This window comes from Guyparkeria halophila (genome assembly GCF_034479635.1).
GTDB classification, from domain to species: Bacteria; Pseudomonadota; Gammaproteobacteria; order Halothiobacillales; family Halothiobacillaceae; genus Guyparkeria; species Guyparkeria halophila.
In genome coordinates, this window is the sequence record NZ_CP140153.1 from 661,318 (window position 1) to 680,159 (window position 18,842).

The 18,842-nt window shown below is 64.4% G+C and carries 21 protein-coding genes; 13 read left to right on the forward strand and 8 right to left on the reverse strand.

Features of this window, described 5'->3' with window-relative positions; translation table 11 throughout:
* The first annotated feature begins 19 nt into the window (after positions 1-19).
* From SR882_RS03005 to SR882_RS03030, 6 genes are all read left to right on the forward strand, one after another.
* Positions 20-661: a riboflavin synthase gene (locus tag SR882_RS03005; protein WP_322521872.1), complete on the forward strand. Its 642-nt coding sequence runs from the start codon at positions 20-22 to the stop codon at positions 659-661.
* Positions 662-752: 91 nt separating this feature from the next.
* Positions 753-1,865, forward strand: coding sequence for a 3,4-dihydroxy-2-butanone-4-phosphate synthase (ribB, locus tag SR882_RS03010; RefSeq protein ID WP_322521873.1), 1,113 nt, complete (start codon positions 753-755; stop codon positions 1,863-1,865).
* A gap of 24 nt (positions 1,866-1,889) precedes the next feature.
* Positions 1,890-2,372, forward strand: coding sequence for a 6,7-dimethyl-8-ribityllumazine synthase (gene ribH, locus SR882_RS03015; protein ID WP_322521874.1), 483 nt, complete (start codon positions 1,890-1,892; stop codon positions 2,370-2,372).
* Between the two features lie 6 nt (positions 2,373-2,378).
* Positions 2,379-2,912, forward strand: coding sequence for a transcription antitermination factor NusB (gene nusB, locus SR882_RS03020; RefSeq protein WP_322521875.1), 534 nt, complete (start codon positions 2,379-2,381; stop codon positions 2,910-2,912).
* 43 nt (positions 2,913-2,955) lie between these two features.
* Entirely contained in the window at positions 2,956-3,924 is a 969-nt protein-coding gene (thiL, locus tag SR882_RS03025; RefSeq protein WP_322521876.1) for a thiamine-phosphate kinase, read from the forward strand.
* Complete coding sequence (locus SR882_RS03030; protein WP_322521877.1) at positions 3,921-4,448, forward strand: phosphatidylglycerophosphatase A family protein; 528 nt, start codon at positions 3,921-3,923, stop codon at positions 4,446-4,448. The genes thiL and SR882_RS03030 overlap by 4 nt, the downstream gene beginning before the upstream one ends.
* Before the next feature lie 9 nt (positions 4,449-4,457).
* Here the strand turns inward: SR882_RS03030 and moaB are convergent, their stop codons facing one another.
* Genes moaB through SR882_RS03050 form a run of 4 tightly spaced genes read right to left on the reverse strand, consistent with a single transcriptional unit; the run spans position 4,458 to position 6,965 of the window.
* Positions 4,458-4,979: a molybdenum cofactor biosynthesis protein B gene (gene moaB, locus SR882_RS03035; RefSeq protein ID WP_322521878.1), complete on the reverse strand. Its 522-nt coding sequence runs from the start codon at positions 4,977-4,979 to the stop codon at positions 4,458-4,460.
* Positions 4,976-5,254 (reverse strand): DUF3565 domain-containing protein, encoded by a 279-nt coding sequence (locus SR882_RS03040; protein WP_322521879.1) that lies wholly within the window; start codon positions 5,252-5,254, stop codon positions 4,976-4,978. Before SR882_RS03040 ends, moaB begins: the two co-directional genes overlap by 4 nt.
* Positions 5,233-6,630, reverse strand: coding sequence for a 30S ribosomal protein S12 methylthiotransferase RimO (rimO, locus tag SR882_RS03045; RefSeq protein ID WP_322521880.1), 1,398 nt, complete (start codon positions 6,628-6,630; stop codon positions 5,233-5,235). Before rimO ends, SR882_RS03040 begins: the two co-directional genes overlap by 22 nt.
* Positions 6,627-6,965 (reverse strand): DUF3579 domain-containing protein, encoded by a 339-nt coding sequence (locus SR882_RS03050; RefSeq protein ID WP_322521881.1) that lies wholly within the window; start codon positions 6,963-6,965, stop codon positions 6,627-6,629. The genes rimO and SR882_RS03050 overlap by 4 nt, the downstream gene beginning before the upstream one ends.
* A 264-nt stretch (positions 6,966-7,229) precedes the next feature.
* On the opposite strand from SR882_RS03050, the gene SR882_RS03055 reads away from it, so the two are divergent.
* Positions 7,230-7,796 (forward strand): asparaginase domain-containing protein, encoded by a 567-nt coding sequence (locus SR882_RS03055; protein ID WP_322521882.1) that lies wholly within the window; start codon positions 7,230-7,232, stop codon positions 7,794-7,796.
* A gap of 63 nt (positions 7,797-7,859) precedes the next feature.
* Here the strand turns inward: SR882_RS03055 and soxB are convergent, their stop codons facing one another.
* The 4 genes from soxB to SR882_RS03075 form a co-directional block, all read right to left on the reverse strand.
* The gene (gene soxB / locus SR882_RS03060) at positions 7,860-9,665 is read right to left on the reverse strand and encodes a thiosulfohydrolase SoxB (RefSeq protein ID WP_322521883.1); all 1,806 of its coding nucleotides are present in this window, start codon (positions 9,663-9,665) and stop codon (positions 7,860-7,862) included.
* A gap of 329 nt (positions 9,666-9,994) precedes the next feature.
* Positions 9,995-10,855, reverse strand: a complete 861-nt coding sequence (gene soxA / locus SR882_RS03065; RefSeq protein WP_322521884.1) for a sulfur oxidation c-type cytochrome SoxA — start codon at positions 10,853-10,855, stop codon at positions 9,995-9,997.
* A gap of 56 nt (positions 10,856-10,911) precedes the next feature.
* Entirely contained in the window at positions 10,912-11,295 is a 384-nt protein-coding gene (gene soxX / locus SR882_RS03070) for a sulfur oxidation c-type cytochrome SoxX (protein WP_322521885.1), read from the reverse strand.
* A gap of 329 nt (positions 11,296-11,624) precedes the next feature.
* Positions 11,625-13,025, reverse strand: a complete 1,401-nt coding sequence (locus SR882_RS03075) for a M48 family metalloprotease (RefSeq protein WP_322521886.1) — start codon at positions 13,023-13,025, stop codon at positions 11,625-11,627.
* Between the two features lie 332 nt (positions 13,026-13,357).
* On the opposite strand from SR882_RS03075, the gene SR882_RS03080 reads away from it, so the two are divergent.
* From SR882_RS03080 to ilvC, 6 genes are all read left to right on the forward strand, one after another.
* The gene (locus SR882_RS03080) at positions 13,358-13,678 is read left to right on the forward strand and encodes a rhodanese-like domain-containing protein (RefSeq protein ID WP_322521887.1); all 321 of its coding nucleotides are present in this window, start codon (positions 13,358-13,360) and stop codon (positions 13,676-13,678) included.
* A 68-nt stretch (positions 13,679-13,746) separates the two neighbouring features.
* Complete coding sequence (locus SR882_RS03085) at positions 13,747-13,983, forward strand: sulfurtransferase TusA family protein (RefSeq protein WP_322521888.1); 237 nt, start codon at positions 13,747-13,749, stop codon at positions 13,981-13,983.
* Positions 13,984-14,179: 196 nt separating this feature from the next.
* The gene (locus SR882_RS03090) at positions 14,180-15,127 is read left to right on the forward strand and encodes a hypothetical protein (RefSeq protein WP_322521889.1); all 948 of its coding nucleotides are present in this window, start codon (positions 14,180-14,182) and stop codon (positions 15,125-15,127) included.
* Between the two features lie 391 nt (positions 15,128-15,518).
* Positions 15,519-17,219 carry an acetolactate synthase 3 large subunit gene (locus SR882_RS03095; RefSeq protein WP_322521890.1) on the forward strand — a complete coding sequence of 567 codons (1,701 nt, stop codon included), beginning with the start codon at positions 15,519-15,521 and terminating at the stop codon, positions 17,217-17,219.
* A 12-nt stretch (positions 17,220-17,231) separates the two neighbouring features.
* Positions 17,232-17,732, forward strand: a complete 501-nt coding sequence (gene ilvN / locus SR882_RS03100) for an acetolactate synthase small subunit (RefSeq protein WP_322521891.1) — start codon at positions 17,232-17,234, stop codon at positions 17,730-17,732.
* A 55-nt stretch (positions 17,733-17,787) separates the two neighbouring features.
* Positions 17,788-18,804: a ketol-acid reductoisomerase gene (gene ilvC / locus SR882_RS03105; RefSeq protein WP_250075936.1), complete on the forward strand. Its 1,017-nt coding sequence runs from the start codon at positions 17,788-17,790 to the stop codon at positions 18,802-18,804.
* Positions 18,805-18,842 lie beyond the last annotated feature (38 nt).

The following is an 18,842-nucleotide window of genomic DNA, read 5'->3' on the forward strand; positions in this document are numbered from 1 at the left end:
TTACCCGCGGAGAGAGTTCATGTTCACCGGCATCATCCAGACCGTCGGCACCCTGGTCGAGCAGACCCCCACGGGCGGCGATGCCCGCCTGACCATCGAGGCCCCGGGACTCGACCTGGCGCACACGTCCATCGGCGACAGCATCGCCGTCAACGGTGTCTGCCTGACGGTCACGGATCTGGACGGCGATCGCTTCTCGGTGGATTGCTCGTCCGAGACCCTGCGGCTGACCACGGTCGGGCAGCTCGCGCCCGGCTCGCGCGTCAATCTCGAGCCGGCGCTGACACTGGCCACGCCGCTGGGCGGCCATCTGGTCAGTGGTCACGTCGACGGGCTTGCGATCGTGGATGCCCGGCGCAGTGAGGCGCGGGCCACCGAATTCTGGTTGCGCGTGCCGCCGGAACTGGCGCGTTACGTCGCCAAGAAGGGCTCGGTCGCCATCGACGGGGTGAGCCTGACGGTCAACGAGGTCAGCGGGACGCGCTGTCGCCTGACCATCATCCCGCACACGCTGGACGTGACCATCATGGGCGAGTACCGCCCCGGGCGGCAGGTCAACCTGGAGGTGGACCTGATGGCCCGTTACCTCGAGCGCCTGCTGCAGGCGGGCGAGGGGAAGGCCGGTACCGGTGGCCAGAGTCCCTATCAGGCGTTGACCTGAGCCGCACGGGCCGGCTTGGAGGCCGGATGGTCTACAGTCGGGCCCGCGATGATACAATCACCGATTGCCTTCGACGGCGCTGAGAGACCCTATGAGCTTTAGTTCCATTGACGAGATCCTCGACGAGCTGCGCGCCGGACGCATGGTCATCATTGTCGATGACGAGGATCGCGAGAACGAGGGCGACCTGGTCATGCTCGCCGAGCAGACGCGTCCCGAAGACATCAACTTCATGGCGCGCTATGGCCGTGGGTTGATCTGCCTGACGCTCTCGCAGGCGCGTTGCGAACAACTGGAACTGCCGCTGATGGTCAGTCGCACCCGCGAGGCCTTCCAGACGGCATTCACCGTCTCGATCGAGGCCGCGCGCGGCGTGACCACCGGCATCTCGGCGGCCGACCGCGCCACCACCATTCGCACGGCGGTCGCGCCCGACGCCAAGCCGCTTGATCTGGTTCAGCCGGGACATGTCTTCCCGCTGATGGCCCGTCCCGGCGGCGTGCTGGCGCGTGCCGGTCATACCGAGGCAGGCGTGGATCTGGCCCGGCTGGCCGAGGCGCGCGAACCCTCGGCGGTAATCGTCGAGATCCTCAACGAGGATGGTTCGATGGCGCGGCGCCCGGACCTGGAGCGGTTCGCGGCCGAGCACGACATCAAGATCGGCTCGATCGAGGACCTGATCCGCTACCGCATGCGTCACGAGCGCTCGGTCGAACACCAGTTCGCCACCGAGATCGACACGCGCCACGGCCGGTTCACGCTGCACGCCTACAAGGATTTCACCAGCGGGCAGTTGCAGTTCGCCGCGGTGCGCGGCACCCCGGATGCCGAGACGCCCACGCCGGTGCGCGTGCATGTGCACCACGCGGTCTGCGACCTGTTCGAGCCACAGGACCGCGATTGCGGCTGGCCGTTCTCCGACGTGTTGGCCCGGCTGGGTGACATGGAGACGGGGGTGGCCGTGGTGCTGCGCTCGACGCCCAACGAGGACGAGATGCTGCGCCAGCTGCAGGGCTGGGAGCATCCCTCGTCGCCGCCGGTCGGGGGTGAGGTCGAAGAGCTGCGAAATTACGGGGTGGGTGCCCAGATCCTCAAGGATCTGGGCGTCCGTCAGATGCGCGTGATGAGCGCGCCCAAGCGCTTCCATGCCCTGGCCGGCTTCGGTCTGGAAGTGGTTGACTACATTCACGACGAGGCGGAATGACCGCCGCTCACGGGACAGACAGGCATGAATGAAGTTCAGGTGATCGAAGGCGGGCTGACGGCCCGCGCGGGACGTTACGCCATCGTGGCGACGCGCTGGAATGCACAGGTGGTCGACCGGCTGCGTGATGGCGCGATCGACACCCTGCGTCGCCACGGCATCGACCCGGCCCAGATCACGGTGGTGATGGCACCGGGCTCCTTCGAGCTGCCGCTGGTCGCCCAGCGTGTCGCGGCGAGCGAGAAATTCGATGCGATCATCTGCCTGGGCGCGGTAATCCGTGGCGCGACGCCGCACTTCGACTACGTCGCGGGCGAGGCCGCCAAGGGCATCGCCGGCGTGGCGACCGACTTCGACATGCCGGTGATCTTCGGCGTGCTGACCACCGACACGGTCGACCAGGCGATGGAACGCGCCGGCAGCAAGGCCGGCAACAAGGGCGCGGAAGCCGCCGCCACCGCCATCGAGATGGTCAACCTTCTCGATCAGATCGACCAGATTGCCTAAGACGCCATGATCAAGCAGTTTCCCCAGGACGAGCCCACCGGTGGCGAGATGTCAGAGGGCCCGAGCGGCGCCGAGGGCAATCCCTCGTCTCGCGGTGGCAAACCCTCTCCGGCCCGCAAGCAGCGTCGCTGGGCGCGTGAACGGGCCGCCCAGGGGCTCTACCAGCAGCTGATGAATCCGATTCCGCTCGACCAGCTCGAGGCGCAGTTCATGGAGGATGCCTTCATGCTGCGTATCGATCTGGACCTGTTTCGCCGCATCATGCGGGGTGTCGAGCAGCATGCCGCCGAACTCGATTCGGCCATCGAGCCACACCTGGATCGCCCGGTTCACGAACTCGACCCGATCGAGCACGCCATTCTCCGCCTGGGTGCCTTCGAGCTGACGCACATGCTCGAGACCCCGCGCGCGATCGTGATCAACGAGGCGGTCGAGCTGGCCAAGCGATTTGGCGCGACCGACGGGCATCGCTACGTCAATGGCGTGCTCGATCGGCTCGCCGACCGCACCCGCCCCACCGAACCCCGCCGCCGGGACTGACGGCCTCCACCCCGTCGGGTCGTCCGCAAGGAGACTGGTCGACATGCAGGAATTCGACCTGATCCATCGCTATTTCGACTGGGCTCCGGCCCATCCCGAGGTCGCACTCGCCGTCGGTGACGATGCCGCGATCCTGGCCCCGCCACCGGGGCAGCATGTGGTGATCGCCACCGACATGCTGATCGCCGGCCGGCATTTCCCCGAATCGACCGCCCCCGAGGCGATTGCCCACAAGGCGCTGGCGGTCAATCTCTCCGACCTGGCCGCCATGGGTGCCATCCCGCTGGGTTTCACCCTCTCGCTGGGGCTGCCCGAGATCGACGAATCGTGGCTGCAGCGGTTCTCTGCCGGGCTGCGCGCGGCAGCGGATCGCTGGGGTTGCGATCTGGTCGGTGGCGACACCGTGCGCGCCTCTCGATTGACCCTGTCGATCACGGCGTTCGGCTCGGTGGCCGTCGGGAAAGCCATTCGGCGGGGCGGGGCCCAGGCTGGTGACCGGCTGGCAGTGACGGGGACGATCGGCGACGCGGCGCTCGGCCTGATGCTGGCGCTGGAAACGGGCAAGGCACCTGCGAACCTTCTCGAGGCGGATGGCAGCTATCTCCGCGAACGACTCGACTGCCCGGAACCGAGGCTATCGGTGGGTCGGGCCCTGTCTGGCGTGGCCCGTGCCGGTCTGGATGTTTCCGACGGCCTGTTGCAGGATCTCGGTCACATGCTGAGCGCCAGCGGGCTCTCGGCCGAAATCGACCTCGACGCCATTCCCTTGTCGCCGGCGGCGCGACGCTGGCTCGAAGCCGACCCTACGGCCATCGATCATGTGCTGGGCGGGGGCGATGACTACGAGTTGCTGCTTGTCCTGCCGCCCGAGCTGCCACTGGACCCGGAGTGGGGACTGACGCTGATCGGTCGGCTGGACGATGCCGGGGCGGTGGGCGAGATCCGGGAACGGGCCGGCCGGCCCTTGCCGGGGCAGCGCGGCTATGACCATTTCACCGAGGATGGCGCATGATCGGCGGCAAGGCCTCTCGGCGCGTGCGGGTGGCAGACCTCGGTCGCAGCCCGGTGATGTGGCTCGCCTTCGGTGGCGGAACGGGACTCTCCCCACGTGCGCCCGGCACCGTCGGTACGCTACCCGGTCTCCTGCTCGGTTGGTTGCTGATGACGCTCGCCGCGCCCTGGGGCGAGGCGGTGGTGATCACCCTGCTGCTGGTCGCCACCCTGGTCCTCTCCGTCGTCGGGGTCTATCTCTGTGGTGAGGCCAGCCGGCGCCTGGGCGTGCACGACCACGGCGGGATCGTCTTTGACGAGATCGTCGGGGTATTGCTGGTGTTCACGGTGCTGCCGGAGACCTGGTGGCAGGTGGTGCTGATCTTTGTCTGGTTCCGGGTGTTCGACGTGATCAAGCCGTGGCCGATCGGCTGGCTGGATCGGCGGGTGCACGGCGGGTTGGGGATCATGCTCGATGACCTGTTGGCGGGTGTCTATGCCCTGGTGGCCGTCTGGTTGACGCTGTGGGGCATCGGCGCGCTCTAGGAATCTTCCCTAGCGCTCGGTCAGTCGCGGCATCAGCTCGACCAGGTTGCAGGGACGCTTGCGGTAATCGAGCTGCGATTCGATCAGGTTGTCCCAGGCATCCTTGCAGGCGCCGGTCGAGCCAGGCAGGACGAACAGATAGGTGCGATTGGCCACGCCGGCGGTTGCCCGAGACTGCAGGGTCGAGCTGCCGATGGTCTGGAACGACAGCGCCCGGAACATCTCGCCGAACCCGTCGATGGTCTTGTCGAACAGCACCGAGACCGCCTCGGGCGTGCCGTCGCGCCCGGTCAGGCCGGTGCCCCCGGTGGTGATCACCACGTCGCAATCGGGCGCGGCGATCCATCGCGAGACGGCCGCGCGGATCTGGTAGATGTCGTCCGGGCGCAGCTGGCGCTCGTAGAGCCGGTGACCGACGCCCTCCAGTCGCTCGACCAGCAGGTCGCCGGAGCGATCCTCGGCCAGGCTGCGGCTATCGGAGACGGTCAGGACGGCAATGTTCAGCGGCTTGAAGTGACGTTCTTCGCTCATGGTCGATTTCCCTCCGGGGGCGCCGGTTGCGGCATCGGGTCAGGTTCGGCCCCGTCGGCGCACTTTCGGCAGGGCAGTGGCGTGCCCAGCATGGCAATGCGCCCCAGGCTCTGTTCCACCCAGGGACGGTTGATCCAGGGCGGATCATGGCGGGTATGCTGGTGATGACCACACTCGAGTCGTGCGAACCAGTGGCCCTCGGCATCGCGATGGAACGAGCGGATGGCCCGCGGCGGTGCCTCGACCGAGGTCATCAGGGGACGGGGATGCCCCACAGGTCGTGCTCGTCCGCCTCGATGATTTCCACCTCGAGGAAATCGCCGGGTGCGACGTCGGTAACCTCCGGCAGATAGACCACGCCATCGATCTCCGGGGCATCGGCCATGCTGCGGGCCACTGCCCCGGAGTCATCCACGGCATCCACCAGTACCGGCATACGTTGCCCCACCTTCTTCGCCAGTTTGGCCGCGCTGATCGCCGCCTGCTTCTCCATGAAGCGCGCCAGTCGCTCCTGCTTTACGTCCTCCGGCACCGGGTCGGGCAGGTCGTTGGCGGTCGCCCCGTCGACCGGCGAATAGGCGAAGGCGCCGACGCGGTCGAGTTGAGCCTCATCGAGGAAATCGAGCAGTTCCTGGAACTCCGCTTCCGTCTCGCCGGGGAAGCCGACGATGAAGGTCGAACGAATGGTGATCTCCGGGCAGATCTCGCGCCACTTGGCGATTCGCTTGAGCACATTCTCGCTGGAGGCCGGCCGCTTCATTAGCTTGAGGATGCGATGGTTGGCGTGCTGGAACGGGATGTCCAGGTACGGCAGCACCAGTCCCTCGGCCATCAGCTCGACGGCATCGTCCACGTGGGGGTAGGGGTAGACGTAGTGCAAGCGGATCCAGGCGTCTAGCGAGCCCAGCGCGGCGGCCAGCTCGCGGAAGCGGGTCTTGAGTGGCCGGCCGCCCCAGAAGTCGAGTCGGTAGCGGGTGTCGATGCCGTAGGCGCTGGTGTCCTGGGAGACGACCAGCAGTTCGCGCACGCCGGCGTTGACCAGATTTTCCGCCTCGGCCATCACCTCGCCGATCGGGCGGCTGACGAGATCGCCGCGCAGGCTGGGGATGATGCAAAAGCTGCAGCGGTGGTTGCAGCCTTCGGAAATCTTGAGATAGGCGTAGTGCCGCGGGGTGAGCTTGACGCCCACCGCGTCTTCCAGTGACGGGGTCTCGCCCTCGACCTGGCCGCGGGCCGTCTGATTGGATGACTGGCTGCCCGGCTCGGGCATCACGTCGATGAACGGGTCGAACCGCGGCGGCAGGTGCTGGTGGACCGCGTCCATTACCTCGCGGTAGGCCTGCGGGCCGGTCACGGTGAGCACGTTGGGGTGCGTCTGGCGGACCAGTTCGCCCTCGTCGCGTCCACCCAGGCAGCCGGTGACGATCACCCGGCCGTTCTCGTCCAGCGCCTCGCCGATGGTGTCGAGCGATTCCTGCACCGCCGAGTCGATGAACCCGCAGGTGTTGATGATCACCAGCTCGGCGCCCTCGTAGCTGTCGGACAGGGCGTAGCCCTCGGCGCGCAGCTGGGTGAGGATGCGTTCCGAGTCGACCAGCGCCTTGGGGCAACCCAGGCTGACAAAGCCGATGCGCGGCGGATTGTGGGTCATGAGGAAGCCGTGTCCGGGGATGTCGGGGCGTTGTCGCCGGTGTATTCCTCGAGATGACCGTCCGGATACTGGACGTGCATCTTGAGGTTGTTGCGCTCGATGAACTGAATCACCGAGTCGAACATCTGCCGGTTGCCGGTCTTGAGCCCGGGCTCGATGGCGAGGACCTTCTGCCCGTTGAGCATCACCGGGTGCAGGCGTTGCGAGTAGACCAGACGGTGCTGGGCAAACGTCGCATCCCAGCTCGAGATGCGATCGATCCAGTCACTCGGGCGGAATCGGGCGCCGGCCTTGGTCACTGACTCGACGATGTAGCGTTTCGGCTGGTTGTCCATGAAGTCGTGGCTTGCTCGGCCTGCACCGAATGTGGATGGGGCGTGTCGAAGGCGTCCAGCGGCCGGATAGCTTCGCGGGCCGCTGTTGGCCCGTCGCGATGAGCTCTGGCTCGATCGGTTCCCGCCCGGAGGAGGTCACCGTGGTGGTCACTCCTGGCCGGGCAATAGCCGGGCGCTCGACGCTTCCTTTAGAATCAATCGGCCATTTTACTTCACTTGGCCGGCAAACGCATCCGACCAGATAAAACGAGGCGAGGAGAGGGCATGAAAACACGCGCAGGAGAGGGTCAAGCGTGCCGGGACGGGGCGTTGCCGATCATCTTGGTGGATACCGGCGGCACGTTCAATAAGTGCTATCGGCCCGCCGCCGGCGACCTGGTCGTCGAGCCCGGCGCCCGGGCCGCACGCGAGATACTGCGTTCGGCCGAAATGAACCTGGATGTCGATTGGCTCGAGCCCGTGTGCAAGGACAGCCTGGACATGACGGATGCCGATCGTGATGCCATCGTCGCCTTGTTGGCCGATGTGGCGCGTCGGCGACCGGGTGCGCCGATTGTCGTGGTGCATGGAACCGACACCATGGTGCGCACCGGCGAGGTGCTTTCCCGGGCGTTTCCCGGGCATTGCGTGGTGTTGACGGGGGCGATGCGCCCCTACGAGATCGACCCGGTCGAACCGGCGTTGAATCTGGGATTGGCGTTGGGGTTCGTTCAGGGATGCCCTCGTGCCGGGGTCTATCTCGCGATGAGCGGCCGTGTTTGTCCGTTGGGAGAGCTGGAAAAGGATCGAGTCGACGGCTGCTTCCGACCAATCTCTCCCCGGCCAGCATAAAAAAGGCCCCGCCAAGTGGCGGGGCCTTGATGGTTCAGGCATCCCTCAAAAGGGATCCCGGCATCAGCACTTGTTGGTGATGCCCGGGTTGCCTTCCACGCCCTTGAGGACGGGCTCGTTGAGCTCGACCGGCTTGATGTGCTTCTGATCACGCAGCCAGGTCTCGATCTGGTCCCAGATCATCTCGCCGGTATCGCCCGGGATGTTGCCCGGCTCGGCAACCGATGCCCAGCCCGCGACCTTGTAGGTCTTGTTTGGGTCGAGCGGCTCGCCGTCCAGTTCCATGTCCTGGATGCGCTTGCCCTTCTCGGCCTTCGGTGCGCAGGCGTACTTCAGGCCACCGACGCGAACCATGTCGCCACCCTGCTGGTAGTAGGGATCGGTGTTGAAGATGTTGTCGCAGACGTCCTCGAGGATGCCCTTGATCTGCTCACCGGTGAACTCGTTGACCGTGACGTTCGGGTAGGTCAGGGCCACGTGGGTCATCATGTCGTCGTAGGTGATCGGCTCGCCCGGGATCAGGGAGGTGCCCCAGCGAACGCCCGGCGAGAACGAGATCTGCGCGTCGTTGACGTCGATCAGCGCGTCGCAGAGCAGTTGGTCCCAGGTGCCGGTAAAGTTGCCACGACGGTAGAGCAGGGCGTCGTTGGTCGCCAGCACGTCGCCGGTGCGCTCGCCCACGTTGAAGGTCTTGCCCTCGAAGGTGAGTTCCTGGCTGTACAGCTTATCGATGTACTCCTGCATCTCCTTGTCCGGCTCGATGAAGTCGGAGAAGACCGGCAGCAGGTGGTACTTGTAGTCCTGGACCTTGCCGTTGCGGACGTCGAGATCCAGCACACCCAGGTACTTGGCGTTGGAGCCGGCGTTGGAGACGATGGTCTGGCCACCGCGGTTCTTGACGACGGTCGGCGTCGGAACGGCGTCGTGGGTGTGACCACCCATGATCGCGTCGATGCCGGTCACACGGCTGGCCATCTTGAGGTCCACGTCCATGCCGTTGTGCGACAGGACCACGACCACCTCGGCGCCTTCGGCGCGGGCGGCGTCGACGGCTTCCTGCATCTTCTCGTCGCGGATGCCGAAGGTCCAGCCTTCCGTCATCCAGCTCGGGTTGGCGATCGGGGTATACGGGAAGGCCTGGCCGATAACCGCCACCTTGACGCCGTTCTGTTCGCGGATCACGTACGGCTTGAACACGCGCTCGTAGAAGTCGGAGTCGAGGATGTTCTGCGCGACGAAGGCCATGTCGGTGGCAGACTCGAGGTCGGCGATGCCTTCCATCATGCGATCCTTGGTGTAGGTCGCTTCCCAGTGCGAGGTGAAGAAGTCCGGCTTGGCGATCTTCATCGCGTCGATCTGACTCTGGGCATCGGTCCACAGGGCCAGCGCGTTGCCCTGCCAGTTGTCACCGCCGTCCAGCAGGAAGGCGCCCGGACGCTGCTCGCGCATGTGCTTGATCAGGGTGAGCAGGTGCGCAAAGCCACCGACCTTGCCGTACTTCTTGGCCGCCTCGGCGAAGTCGAGGCAGGTGAAGGCGTGGGCGGCCGGGGTGTTCGGCTCGAGGCCGAAGTACTCAAGGAAATGCTCGCCTACCAGGTGCGGCGGGTTGCCCTTCATGGAGCCCACGCCGAGGTTGATGTTGGGCTCACGGAAGTAGACCGGCTTGAGCTGGGCGTGCATGTCGGTCATGTGCAGGATCGACACGTTGCCGAAGCGCGGCACTTCGTACATGTTGCTCGAGGCGTTGTTCGCCTTGACGGAGCTCGCTACGCGCTGGGTGCCGGTGCCGGCCTGGGCGGTCTCGAGGTTGATGCCGGCGGCCGAGGCCACGGCGAGCATCTGCAGAAATTCGCGACGAGAAAGACTCATTGAAAACTCCCCTTTACGTTTTCAGTTTGGGTCAGCTCCCGGCCCGGCGTGGAGCAGGGGACGGGATCCTTGGGATCTTTGGCGGTTCCCTGACCCGGCCCAAGCCCGGTGGGCACTTCGGGGCAGTGCCAGGAAACTGAACCGGGCCATTTAACCATACTGACCACGGCGACGATAGAAAAAATACTTATGCCGGACCATGAATAACGCCGGCATGGCAAGGCTTGCCGGTCGAAATGCGGTGCGGGTGGCGCTCGTGGTGTCTGATCGCCGGGCATAAAAAAAGCAGGCCGAAGCCTGCTTTTTCGTTTCCCGATAATCCCGGAGGATTACTTGCGGATACCCGGACCGTTGAGTTCCAGTTCATTGTCGTTGTAGGACATGAAGAACTCGAGGTCGCGGTAGTACGGGGAGTACTGCGCGAACGGCACCGTGCCGGTGTCGCGGAAGCAGCCGTAGATCCGCTTGTGCAGGGTGAACATGCTGCCCTTGCTGTAACGGAACAGCGGGAAGTGGGTGGTGTTGCCCAGGTTCATGTGCAGGTGCTCGGCGCGGACGTACTTGCCGCCGTGGTACTGGTGGCAGTCGGCGCAGGAGTTATCCAGACGACCGGTGCGACGGAACCACGCTTCCTTGCCGCGGTTGTAGGCATCCTTGGCGCCTTCGCTGTTGATCTGCACGTTGTTGGTCATGCCGTTCGACTCGCTGGCGAGGTAGGCAAGCACGTTGGCCAACTTCTTGTAGTTGTTCTTCGGATCCCAGACCTTCTCGGCCTCTTCGCCGGCGTTCTTCTGGCAATTGATGATGTCCAGGCCCAGGCTGTGCACTTCGCCGTCCTTCTCGTTGAAGTACGGGTACTTGGCGCGCAGACCCTTGGCCTCGCCCAGGCAGGAGGACAGCGGCTTGCCGTTCGGCAGGCGGTATTCGTTCCAGAGCTCTTCACCGGCAGCGACGTACTGGTCGGTCTCCGGGAAAACCATCATGCCTTCCCACTGCGAGCGGGCATCTTCGTCGATGGCGTAGACGCCGTTGTTGTACTCCTCGAACGGTACGTCCGGGTAGCGCTCGGCGTAGAACTCAACCATCAGGTCGCGGAATTCTGCCGGGTCGGACGGGTTGGCCGGCTCGGCCATCGCGCCGCCGGTAGCCAGAACGCTGGCGGCGATCATGCTGGAAAACAAGCGTTTCATTATGGATATCTCCTCGTGATTCGGGTCTTGGCTTTTCTAGTTCCTGAGGCCTGTGCTTACAGGGTGTAGAGGTAATCGACGATGTTGCTGATTTCCTCTTTGCTCAGGATTTTGTTGGCCCCGAACGGCGGCATGATGGTCTGATCGCCGAACTTGTCGCGTGGGTCGTAGATGACCGCCTCAAGGTCCTCACGATCCGGATAGCGAGCTTGCATGGCGATCAGGGCCGGGCCGATGTTGCCGGCGAGATTACCGCCCTTCATCTGGTGGCACGCCAGGCAGTTGCCCGCGCCACGGCCGAAGGCGATTTCCTTGCCCTTCTTGGCGGAGTCAGACAGGCCTTCATCGTTCTGTGCCGCGGCGGCACCGGAGAAACCCATGCCGGCCGCAAGCAGTGCAGCGGCGCCTGCCGTGGTGATCACGGATGTGAACTTCTTCATTGTTATCCTCCTCTGCGGTCGCTGTGTCAGCGCCGAGATTCCTTGGTGAGTTGTCTCATTCATCGAATCGACGTGTACCACTTTAGTGGCCTGAACACTCGAGACAATAAAAAATAATTTATGGCGACATGATGGATTGATTATTAGCGTTTGTTGAAATTCCATCGTCTCGCCACCCCCGCCATGAGGCGGTTTGCGCAATCATTAGTATCACATCGTCGCCGCTTTTGCCGAGTTGGTGCGTCGAGGAGCGATTGGATCCACTGTGCATGCCGCACCGCCCATGCTGGCAGGCCCGATCCAATGATTTGCCTGCAAAAACCGCAGGTTCACTCGTCCGTCTGGCCCGCGCGTCGTTCGATTTCCTGCAGGGTCGACTCGATGCGGGCCTGGGCGCGCGGGTTGTCTGCCGTGTAGGTGTAGGCGGTCTCCAGTTCCTGGTGGGCGGCTACCAGGTTGTCCTTGAGCAGGAAATAACGGCCCAGTTGTTCGTGATGCTCGAGAGGACGATTGGCGGCGCTGGCCGCGCGGGAGAGTGTTAGCGCCGCTTCGGCGTCCTTGGGGCGCTCTTCGACGGCCTGGCGTGCCGTCCGATAGGCCGTCTTGGCATCGCCGCGGTCGAGCAGCCAGTCGACCTCGACGCGCAACAGGGTGCTGTCGCCGGGGTAGAGCGAGATCAGATCGGCGAGGACACGGTCGGCCTCCTGCGTTCGACCGGTGTCGTTCAGGGCCCGTGCCAGCGGCAAGGCGTACCAGCGATTGCCCGGATGATCGCGGTAGAGCGGGCGCAATTTCTCGACGGCCTGATCGTGGTCTCCCCGGCGCTCGGCCGTGACGGCTTGGCGATAGGTCTCGGCAGGCTGTTCCAGAGAGAGCCCGCTAGTGCCGGTGAGCGCCGCGAGTCGTGCGCGGGCAAGCCGGAACGACTGGCTGTCGCTGGCGCCGAAGCGGTCAGCATTCAAGCCAGCGAGCCGATCGCGGATCGCGCTGATGCGTTCGCTGTTCATCGGGTGGGTGCGCAGGAACTCGAATTGTCGCCCGGGGCTGGCGCCCGCCCGTCTCTGCAGCGTCTCGAAGAAGCTGGCCATGCCGCGTGGGTCGACATCCGCCCGCCGCAGGGTATCGATGGCAATCCGATCGGCCTCGCGCTCGTGCATGCGCGTGTAGTTGATGGCGTTCTGCGCCGCGCCGGCGATGCCGGCCGTCGCCACGGCGGCGCCGAGTTGCGGGTCGATGGCGCCGAGCAGGATGCCGGCGATGAAACCGGCAACGGCGGTCATGCTGTTGCCGGTCTGGGCGGCGACCATCTGGGCAATGTGCCGCTGGGTGGCGTGCGCAATTTCATGGGCGACCACGCCGGCCAGTTCGCTTTCGTTCTCGGCGGCAAGCATCAGGCCCGAGAATATGGCGATGTATCCCCCGGGCACGGTGAAGGCGTTGATCATCGGGTTGTCGACGATGATCAGTTGGGGGGCGAAGCGTGTGCCGGAGGCCGATGACATCAGGCGGATGCCCAGGTCGTTGAGGTAGGAGTCGAGCAAGGGGTCCTCGATCACGCCACCGCGGGCACGCAATTGCGCGAACACCTCCGCGCCGATCTGGCGCTCTTCGGCGGGCGAAAGCACGGTGTCTACCGGGTTGCCCAGTTCCGGCAGTTGCGCCTGCGCGCGGCCGGGCAGGCTGGTGAGCAGCAAGAGGGCCAAGAACAGGGTGAAGAGGTGTCGCGTCATGGGTTTCGCCTGGTATTTCTCGTGGCTCATGTTTTTGCTTGCGCTTGGACCGCGTGGTCGGCTGCGGGTTTCCGGGAGCCTTGATCGCGTCGCTGAACGCCAGGTGGAGCGACTCGATCCGAGCTGGGGCGATGCATTGCTTTTCCCGGCCATTTGGCGGCCGAGCTCGCCTTGCCCAACGATGGGCTCGCCGAGGCCCGGTTCAACTCGCCTAGGCGAGGTTTGCCCGCAATGGCTTTCGATTCCAGCCTGGGCCGGGGTGTTGATGGACGCGATGCGGCGCTCGCCGCTAAACTGCCGCGATTCCTACGTGAAACGGTCTGGAGACGATTATGGCAGCCTACGAAAGCATCAGTGCCGATGAATTGAATGCGCGCCTCGGCGAGGTCGCCTTGTTCGACGTGCGCGGCCCGGCCGAGACGGATCGCGGCGTGATCGAGGGGGCCACTCTGGTGCCGTTGCACCTGGTGCCCATGAATGTGGATCGTTTTCGCGGTGATCGTGACGTAGTCATTTATTGCCACAGCGGGGCGCGTTCGGCGCAGGCCTGCCAGTTCCTGGCAGGTCAGGGCATTGATCGACTTTTCAATCTCGAGGGCGGGGTGATGTACTGGGCCGGCTCGGGACTGCCGTTGGTGGCACCAGCGCAGTAAGGCTTCCCTTGATGGCCCGGGCGTATGGATTGCCCAGGCTTGTTTTATCGTCGCCGGAGGGTGTGTCGATGACTGAAGAGACGCCGATCGAGGTGGATGCCCGGGGCTTGTCCTGTCCCATGCCGTTGCTCAAGGCGCGCAAGGCCTTGGCGACGGCGGCGATCGGGCAGCGGATCGTGGTGCTGGCCACGGACCGTGGGGCAGAGAGTGATTTTCGCGCCTACTGCGAGCGCGCTGGCCACGAGCTGGTGGGGCTCGAGTGGCAGGGGGACGAGTTGCGGGTCGAGTTGATTCGCGGCGAGTAGTGCCGTGGGAATGATCCGGCGGCTGTCGGTGATCCCGAGGATGGGGGGTCATGTCGTTGTGTTGTGGGGCGAGTGCCGATGTTCTGGGTGATGCTACCGGTCGGGGTAGGCGTTCGCGGGGGTTCTGGCGTATTGTCGGGATCGTCAATGACAACAACAACGACAGAACGAATTTGACACAAGGGAGTGATGAGCCATGGGGAATGCCCACCCGATTCGCCTGCTGCTGGCAGGTATCTTCATGTTCGGCCTGCTGTTTTCCGGACTGGTCCGGGCCGAATTTCAGCCGTTTATCGAAGGCACGGCGATGCCGGGGGATGTCGCGGCGTCTGCCGACTCGGCCCGCGAGAAGTTGATCGCCGAAGGCTTCGAGGTGGTCGGTGACTATGCACCTACCGAGGGCGTGCATGTCCTGGTGGTGACCAATGACACCTTGCTCGACACGGCGGCGCGCAGTCCGCGAGGCGGATACGGCGCGGTCCTGAGCGTGGCGCTCGAGCAAACCGAGGCCGGCACGCGCGTTTCATACCAGCATCCGCAGTACGTCGCGCACGGTTACCGGCTGGAGTCGGACAACGAGGCCGTTTTTCAGACGATGGCAAAGGCGCTCGGTGCAATCGGCTATTTCGGTGCCGAGCCCATCTCCAGCACCAACCTGCGCACCTATCAATACGCATTCGGTCTCGAGACCTTCGAAGATTCGGTCGATCTTGGCGGCTTCGATTCCTTCAATGCCGCCGACCGGCAGATCGCCAATCGTGCCGATAACGGCGAGTTGGGTACAGAGTTGGTCTACCGTGTGCGCATTCCGGGACGCGACCAGATGATCTACGGCGTGGGGATGCACACCGACGACCCGAATGCGAATGGGGCGGCACTGGTGCAGGCGGTCGACAATGAAGCGCCTCGCGGCTATGCGTTCCTGCCATACCCGGTGCTGCTGGATGGCACCGAGGCGGAGACGCTCAGCCTGCGTTTTCGCATGGCGCTGTTCTTCCCCGACCTGCCCATGATGGGCGGTGATGCCTCGTTCTTTAAGCTGCGCAAGGCGCCCGATGCCATCAACAAGTTGATGCTTGAGGTGGTTGATGGCGAGATCGAGCAGGAAGAGCGGAGTTCGGGCGGGGCCTTCGGTACCTTCTGAGGTCCGGGGTGATCGGGCGCTATCGCTCGTCGCGGGCGTCTGTGTTGCGCCCAAAGTGGTGAAATCTGTCCAATAACACGTTATATTGGCAGGTCTAGGATTGAGACCGCCGGGCCCTAACGGGCGCATCCGCGGTTGATGGCAGCCTGCTCGGTCGGCGATGATCTCGCCGCCCGGCGGGCTGCCGTCGTCATGGGCTGCGTTGATCGCGTTGCACTCTTTGCTTTCGAGCAAACTCAATGAGAAGTGGATGACCATCCGGGGCACGCCCCCGGATGCGGGGACGGTTACCCCGAAATCGGACGCTCGCTCCGGTGGTTTGTCTACCGTCGAGTCGATCGTCAAGTCATTTAAGTCAGTGAAACGCGCAAGTTTCGAGGTGAGTACTCTCGTGGAATTATCCGGCGGTCAAATCCTGGTCGAGTGCCTCAAGTCGGAAGGGGTCGATACGGTCTTCGGCTACCCCGGTGGGGCGGTCCTGCATATCTACGACGCCCTGTATCAGCAGGAACAAGTGAATCACGTGCTCGTGCGTCACGAGCAGGGCGCGGTCCACATGGCCGACGGCTATGCCCGTGCCACAGGCAAGCCGGGCGTGGTGCTGGTCACCTCCGGTCCGGGGGCGACCAACGCCGTCACCGGTATTGCCACGGCGCACATGGATTCGATTCCGCTGGTGGTGTTCACCGGTCAGGTGCATAGCGCGCTGATCGGCAATGACGCCTTCCAGGAAGTCGACAACGTCGGCATCACCCGTCCCTGCGTGAAGCACAACTTCATGGTCAAGGACGTGCGTGACATGGCCGAGACCATCAAGAAGGCCTTCTATGTTGCGACCACGGGCCGCCCCGGCCCGGTCGTGGTCGACATCCCCAAGGATGTGACCGATCCGAAGGTCAAGGTGCCGTTCTCCTACCCGGAGAAGGTCGCCATGCGCTCCTATCAGCCCACTGAGAAGGGGCATTCCGGGCAGATTCGCAAGGCGGTCGACCTGATCGTCAACGCCGAGCGGCCGATGATCTACACCGGTGGCGGTGTCATCCTGGGACGCGCGGCCGACGAGCTGACCCATTTCACGCGCAAACTCGGCTACCCCATCACCCAGACGCTGATGGGGCTGGGTGCCTACCCGGCGAACGACAAGCAGCACCTGGGCATGCTCGGCATGCACGGGACCTACGAGGCGAACATGGGCATGCATCATTGCGATGTCCTGATCGCCATCGGTGCGCGCTTCGACGACCGGGTAACCGGCGACCTGTCGAAGTTCTGCCCGCATGCGAAGATCGTTCATGTCGACATCGACCCGTCCTCGATCTCGAAGAACGTGATCGTCGACGTGCCGATCGTGGGCGCAGTCAAGTCGGTCTTGACCGAGATGATCGAGCTGATCAACCAGGCCGGCGGCGCGAAAAAGACCCAGCAACTCGAGACCTGGTGGGATCAGATCGAGCAGTGGCGCGGCATGAAGTGCCTCGATTACCACTGGTCCGACGAGATCATCAAGCCGCAGTACGTGGTGCAGAAGCTGTGGGAGGTCACCGGCGGTGATGCCTTCGTCACCTCCGACGTTGGCCAGCACCAGATGTGGGCCGCGCAGTACTACGGCTTCAACAAGCCGCATCGCTGGATCAACTCCGGCGGGCTGGGCACCATGGGCTTCGGCCTGCCGGCCGCGCTGGGCGCCAAGTGGGCCTTCCCCGACGAGGAAGTTGCCTGCGTGACCGGCGAGGGCAGTATCCAGATGTGCAGCCAGGAGCTGTCGACCGCGCTGCAGTACAACCTGCCGATCAAGATCGTCAGCCTCAACAACGGCTATCTCGGCATGGTGCGCCAGTGGCAGGAGTTCTTCTATTCCGGCCGCTACGCGATGAGCTACATGGAATCCCTGCCGGATTTCGTCAAGCTGGCCGAGTCCTACGGCCACGTCGGCATGCGCATCGAGAAGCCGTCCGACGTCGAGGGCGCGCTCCGGGAGGCGTTCGCCATGAAGGACCGGCTGGTCTTCATGGACTTCCAGACCGATCCGGAAGAGAACGTCTACCCGATGGTCCCCGCCGGTGCGGGCCTCAACGAAATGATCCTGTTGTGAGGGCGGCCTGATATGCGACACATCATCTCGATCCTGATGGAAAACGAGGCCGGGGCACTCTCGCGGGTGGCCGGTCTGTTCTCGGCACGTGGCTACAACATCGAATCCCTGTGCGTGGCGCCGACCCACGACGAGTCCCTGTCGCGCCTGACACTGGTCACCAGCGGTGACGAGCAGGTGGTGGAACAGATCGTCAAGCAGCTCAACAAGCTGATCGACGTGGTCAAGGTCCAGGACATGGCCGATACCGCCCACATCGAGCGCGAGCTGATGCTGGTAAAGCTGCAGGCCTACGATGCCATGCGCGAGGAGGTCTACCGGCTCGCCGACATCTTCCGCGGCCAGATCATCGACGTGACCGAGTCGAGCTACACCGTGCAGCTGGTCGGCCCGGGGAACAAGCTCGATGCCTTCATCGACGCACTCGGCTCGACCCCGGTGGTCGAGATCGTGCGTTCGGGCGCGCTGGGTATCTCGCGCGGCCCGCGCGGCATGCTGGTCCCCGAGGTCTGAGCCTCGCCGATTTCCCCTTTCCCTTACTCAAATAACTCGACTGGAGACACATCTCATGCAGGTTTACTACGACAAGGACTGCGACCTCTCCCTGATCCAGGGCAAGAAGGTCGCCATCATCGGCTACGGTTCGCAGGGCCACGCCCACGCGCTGAACCTCAAGGAATCGGGCGTCGAGGTCGCGATCGGCCTGCGTGCCGGTTCCGGCTCGCAGAAGAAGGCCGAGGGCGAAGGCCTGACGGTCAAGACCATCGAAGAGGCCTCGGCCTGGGCCGACGTGGTCATGGTGCTGGCGCCGGACGAGAACCACGCCGAGATCTACGCCAACCAGATCGAGCCGAACCTGCGTGAAGGTGCGACGCTTGCCTTCGCCCACGGTTTCTCCGTGCTCTACAACCAGGTCACCCCGCGCAAGGATCTCGACGTGATCATGATCGCGCCGAAGGCCCCGGGCCACACCGTGCGCTCCGAGTTCGCCCGTGGTGGCGGCATCCCTGACCTGATCGCGATCCACCAGGACGCCTCCGGCAAGGCCAAGGACATCGCGCTGTCCTACGCCTCCGGCGTCGGCGGTGGCCGCACCGGCATCATCGAGACCACCTTCAAGGACGAGACCGAGACCGACCTGTTCGGTGAGCAGGCCGTGCTCTGCGGCGGCACCGTCGAGCTGGTCCGCGCCGGCTTCGAGACCCTGACCGAGGCGGGTTACCCGGCCGAGATGGCCTACTTCGAGTGCCTGCACGAGCTCAAGCTGATCGTCGATCTCATGTACGAGGGCGGCATCGCCAACATGAACTACTCGATCTCCAACAATGCCGAGTACGGCGAGTACGTCACCGGCCCGAAGGTGATCAACGAGGAGTCCCGCCAGGCGATGCGCGAGGCGCTGGCCAACATCCAGAACGGTGAATACGCCAAGCGCTTTATCAACGAGGGGGCACTGAACTACCCTTCAATGACGGCACGTCGCCGCCAGGATGCCGAGCACCCGATCGAACAGGTCGGCGAGCGCCTGCGTGGCATGATGCCGTGGATCAGCGCAAACAAGATCGTCGACAAGTCCCGCAACTGATCGCGGGACCGTCGCACGAGGTAATCCCGGGAGGGGCA

What these genes read in the sequence shown, in the direction of transcription:
- SR882_RS03005 (WP_322521872.1), top strand. Translation starts at nt 20, where the DNA reads ATGTTCACCGGCATCATCCAGACCGTCGGCACCCTGGTCGAGCAGACC.
- ribB (WP_322521873.1), top strand. Translation starts at nt 753, where the DNA reads ATGAGCTTTAGTTCCATTGACGAGATCCTCGACGAGCTGCGCGCCGGA.
- ribH (WP_322521874.1), top strand. Translation starts at nt 1,890, where the DNA reads ATGAATGAAGTTCAGGTGATCGAAGGCGGGCTGACGGCCCGCGCGGGA.
- nusB (WP_322521875.1), top strand. Translation starts at nt 2,379, where the DNA reads ATGATCAAGCAGTTTCCCCAGGACGAGCCCACCGGTGGCGAGATGTCA.
- thiL (WP_322521876.1), top strand. Translation starts at nt 2,956, where the DNA reads ATGCAGGAATTCGACCTGATCCATCGCTATTTCGACTGGGCTCCGGCC.
- SR882_RS03030 (WP_322521877.1), top strand. Translation starts at nt 3,921, where the DNA reads ATGATCGGCGGCAAGGCCTCTCGGCGCGTGCGGGTGGCAGACCTCGGT.
- moaB (WP_322521878.1), bottom strand. Translation starts at nt 4,979, where the DNA reads ATGAGCGAAGAACGTCACTTCAAGCCGCTGAACATTGCCGTCCTGACC.
- rimO (WP_322521880.1), bottom strand. Translation starts at nt 6,630, where the DNA reads ATGACCCACAATCCGCCGCGCATCGGCTTTGTCAGCCTGGGTTGCCCC.
- SR882_RS03050 (WP_322521881.1), bottom strand. Translation starts at nt 6,965, where the DNA reads ATGGACAACCAGCCGAAACGCTACATCGTCGAGTCAGTGACCAAGGCC.
- SR882_RS03055 (WP_322521882.1), top strand. Translation starts at nt 7,230, where the DNA reads ATGAAAACACGCGCAGGAGAGGGTCAAGCGTGCCGGGACGGGGCGTTG.
- soxB (WP_322521883.1), bottom strand. Translation starts at nt 9,665, where the DNA reads ATGAGTCTTTCTCGTCGCGAATTTCTGCAGATGCTCGCCGTGGCCTCG.
- soxA (WP_322521884.1), bottom strand. Translation starts at nt 10,855, where the DNA reads ATGAAACGCTTGTTTTCCAGCATGATCGCCGCCAGCGTTCTGGCTACC.
- soxX (WP_322521885.1), bottom strand. Translation starts at nt 11,295, where the DNA reads ATGAAGAAGTTCACATCCGTGATCACCACGGCAGGCGCCGCTGCACTG.
- SR882_RS03075 (WP_322521886.1), bottom strand. Translation starts at nt 13,025, where the DNA reads ATGACGCGACACCTCTTCACCCTGTTCTTGGCCCTCTTGCTGCTCACC.
- SR882_RS03080 (WP_322521887.1), top strand. Translation starts at nt 13,358, where the DNA reads ATGGCAGCCTACGAAAGCATCAGTGCCGATGAATTGAATGCGCGCCTC.
- SR882_RS03085 (WP_322521888.1), top strand. Translation starts at nt 13,747, where the DNA reads ATGACTGAAGAGACGCCGATCGAGGTGGATGCCCGGGGCTTGTCCTGT.
- SR882_RS03090 (WP_322521889.1), top strand. Translation starts at nt 14,180, where the DNA reads ATGGGGAATGCCCACCCGATTCGCCTGCTGCTGGCAGGTATCTTCATG.
- ilvN (WP_322521891.1), top strand. Translation starts at nt 17,232, where the DNA reads ATGCGACACATCATCTCGATCCTGATGGAAAACGAGGCCGGGGCACTC.
- ilvC (WP_250075936.1), top strand. Translation starts at nt 17,788, where the DNA reads ATGCAGGTTTACTACGACAAGGACTGCGACCTCTCCCTGATCCAGGGC.